Source organism: Mycobacterium sp. 1245852.3, assembly GCF_001669335.1.
Taxonomy (GTDB): Bacteria; Actinomycetota; Actinomycetes; order Mycobacteriales; family Mycobacteriaceae; genus Mycobacterium; species Mycobacterium europaeum_A.
The window spans coordinates 1-3074 of sequence record NZ_LZLL01000210.1 but is presented as its reverse complement, the minus strand read 5'-3'; the positions used below and the strand labels follow the sequence as shown (position 1 = coordinate 3074).

Annotated in this window: 2 protein-coding genes and 3 pseudogenes; 2 read left to right on the top strand and 3 right to left on the bottom strand. The window is 71.2% G+C overall.

Annotation, left to right across the window (positions count from 1 at the left end):
* A pseudogene (locus tag A9W96_RS32130) lies at positions 1-236 on the top strand (hypothetical protein); the annotation flags it as partial.
* Positions 185-628: pseudogene (locus A9W96_RS09670) on the top strand (DUF3060 domain-containing protein); the annotation flags it as partial. The pseudogenes A9W96_RS32130 and A9W96_RS09670, both read left to right, overlap by 52 nt.
* A 14-nt stretch (positions 629-642) precedes the next feature.
* On the opposite strand, the gene A9W96_RS09665 reads toward A9W96_RS09670, so the two are convergent.
* From A9W96_RS09665 to A9W96_RS30315, 3 genes and pseudogenes are all read right to left on the bottom strand, one after another.
* Entirely contained in the window at positions 643-981 is a 339-nt protein-coding gene (locus A9W96_RS09665; RefSeq protein WP_369830823.1) for a hypothetical protein, read from the bottom strand.
* Positions 982-1094: 113 nt separating this feature from the next.
* Positions 1095-2516, bottom strand: a complete 1422-nt coding sequence (locus tag A9W96_RS09660; protein WP_067139297.1) for a hypothetical protein — start codon at positions 2514-2516, stop codon at positions 1095-1097.
* Between the two features lie 132 nt (positions 2517-2648).
* Positions 2649-3074: pseudogene (locus A9W96_RS30315) on the bottom strand (hypothetical protein); the annotation flags it as partial.

The window sequence follows — 3074 nt, the reverse complement described above, 5'->3', positions numbered from 1 at the left end:
CCGCCGTCTTCGACGACACGACGCGGCGCCCGCGCCGCCGGCCCTTGTCCATGCTGCTGGCCGGCAGCGCCCTGGCCGGCATCGTCGCCGTGATCGGCGGGGTGGTGCTGGTGACTTTGGCGTCGGATCGCCCGGGATCGAACGTGCGCCACAATTCCGGCGTCGGCGTCGCCACGCCCGGAGTGCAGCTGCCGGCGGCATCGCCGCCTTTGCGGCACACCAGCTTTCGGGCGTGAAGTCGATCATCAACTCGCCACCGACCATCTCCAAAACGTTTAGCCCGCCCAGCATTTCGACGAGCCCCGGCCCGTCGACCTCCCGGCGGAAGTCGGCCTCGCCGTCCACCTCGCCCGCCGCTCCGCCGGGCACCGAGCTCAGCGTCTCGGGCGTCAACGAGAACCGGACCATTGCTTGCAACGACAACATCGTCAGCGTCAGTGGGGTTTCCAACACGGTCACGATCACCGGGCATTGCACCAGCCTGTCGGTGTCCGGTGTGCAGAATGAGATCACCGTGGAGACCGTCGACAGCATCGAGGCCTCCGGCTTCAACAACAAAGTCACCTACCGCTCGGGCGCACCGAAGATCAGCAACTCCGGCGGCTCGAACGTGGTGCAGCAGGGCTAAGCCGAAACCTCTTGTTACGCAGTCTCTTCGGCGTCGTCGTCCAGGACGCTGACCGCGATGCCGTAGGGCAGGAACCGCACCTTGCGTTTGGGGTCGACGTTGTTCTTGTTCGCCCGCAGCGCGTCGAGTTCGGTCGCATAGACCTGTTCGACGCGTGCGCCGCCGCTTTCGTCGACGGTGTAGATGGCCCACACGCCCTCACCGGCTTCGCCGGCGGTTTCCGGGGCGCTGCGCGGGCGCCGCGTCAGGTCGTCGAAGACGGCGGACCAGCCCGTCCGGGCGCCGGGGGCGGCCACGAACCTACTGACCCGCTCGAACACGTCACGCAGGCCTTCGCTGCCTTCCCGAATCATTCGATCGAATTCGTCGGGGTCGAATCCGAATCCACTGTGCTCGCCCACGCGACCTCCTTGGCGCTCGTGCCGTAACTGCCAGTGTGCGCTCAGTCCAGACCGTTTGCCACGCGCTACGGGGCCGGTGGCGCCGGCGGGGGCGGCGGGGTGATCGGAATCGGCACCGTGACGAACGGGAAGTGCAGATACATCGTCACCGGCGGCTGCTGGGGCAGCTGCGGTGCGGCGGGCGCGGGCGCCGGGGGCGGCGCAGCCGGCGGAGGCGCAGCCGGTGCCGCGGCCGGCGGGGGCGCCGGGCGCTCGACGGGCGGTGGTGTGTACTGCGGCGCGGACCGGGCCGGGGCGCGCCGGACCGGTGCCGCGGGCGGCACCGTGACCGGTTCCTGCGGCGCGGGCTGCTGCACCGGCGACGGCGCCGGGGCGGCCACCTCCGACGGGCTGGGTGCGGGCGCGGGCGGCGGTGGCGCCGGGCTCGGGACGGGCAGCTGCGCTTGCGGGGGGTTGCTCGGTGGGGCCGCCGGCAGCTGCACTCCGGGCGTGGCGACGCCGACGCCGGAATTGTGGCGCACGTTCGATCCCGGGCGATCCGACGCCAAAGTCACCAGCACCACCCCGCCGATCACGGCGACGATGCCGGCCAGGGCGCTGCCGGCCAGCAGCATGGACAAGGGCCGGCGGCGCGGGGGGTCCTCGTCGTCGTCGGCGACGGCGCTGTAAGCCCGCACGTCGGTGTCGACGTCGGCGTGGCCCCAGACGTCCAGGTACGACGGGCCGAGGCCGGGTGGATTCATTTCGCCGGTGCCCGGATCCAGCGCGTAGGCCAGGGCGGCCGTCGACGACGCGAACAGCGGCGCGTTCGCCGAGGCCAGGGCCGCGCCGCGGGCCAGCGCCATGTCCGGCTCCTCGGGGCCGGTGACCGGAAGCGGGGTGGCCGCCTCGAGCGTGGGCTTCAGCGCCACGATGTCGGTTCCGCAGCCGATCACGAACACACCGTCGGCGCGCGACCCGCGGGCGTCCAGACCGGAGACCATCGACGCCAGCTCGACGGCCAGGCCGCCCGCGCGAGCGTCGCCGATCTGGCGCCGGTGCAGATCGACGATGGAGCCGTCGGAGACGTCGACCACCGCCAGCGTCGCGTTCGCCGGCTCGACGAACAGCATCGCGAGGCGCTCGTAGCCGAGCGCGTATCCGACGGTCTGGGCCAGCGCGGCGGCGGCCAGCAACGGCGCGACCAGCATCACGCCGTCGATCTCGCGGGTGGCGAGCGCCTCCCGCAGCGCCCCGACGCCGGCGGGGTCACTCCAGGTGACCCCGATGGAGGTCAGCCGGTGGCCGCCCTCGAGCACTCCTTCGCGGGTGCCGATGATCGCGTCGATCACCTGACCGACCGCACCGGCGCCCAGATCAGCCGAATTCCCCGCAGCTCCAACCGCGAACTCTTCTTGTTCGACGGTCACGCCATCCGCATTTTCACCTTCGATCGCTACCAGGCGGACTGTCCTGGGAGCCATCGACACTCCAAGCACGATGTCCACGTAACGCCTCCAAGGTCTTTTGCAACGCCCTGTGCGAGGGCACGACGGGATGAACCCCGTCCGAACTTGGTGACATAAACGTTACGCGCGTGCGGCTAACCCCGCAGGCGGTGTGCGTACGCAGGAAGGACGCTAGTAGCCCGGCCCCAGGAACGGATTCTGGGAGCTGCCCGGATACTGCGAATACTGGTTCCCCGGATACGGCTGATATTGCGGGTACTGCGGCGTCGACGGGGCCTGCTGCTGGGGAACCGGCACCGGAATCGGTATCGGCAGCAGCGGAACGTGGATCCACTCCGTGGTCATGGGCACCGTCGAGGTGGTGGTCGTCGGCGGCGGTGGCGGCGGCGGCGGCGGTGTGGAGCTGGTTTCCACCGGCGGTGGCGGCGGCACCGTCGTGGTGACCGTCGGTTGCGGCGGCGCGGTGGTGGGCGGCGCCGTATGCCTGGGGGTGTAGACCGGTGCCGGCGGTGCGGTGGTGACCACCACCGGTGGCGGTGGCGGTGGCGGTGACGGCGGCGGTTCCGGTGGTGGCGGCGGCGGGCTGGGAATCGGTGG

Excerpts from the sequence above, each read along its gene's own strand:
- A9W96_RS09665 (WP_369830823.1), bottom strand. The coding sequence starts at position 981 with ATGATTCGGGAAGGCAGCGAAGGCCTGCGTGACGTGTTCGAGCGGGTC.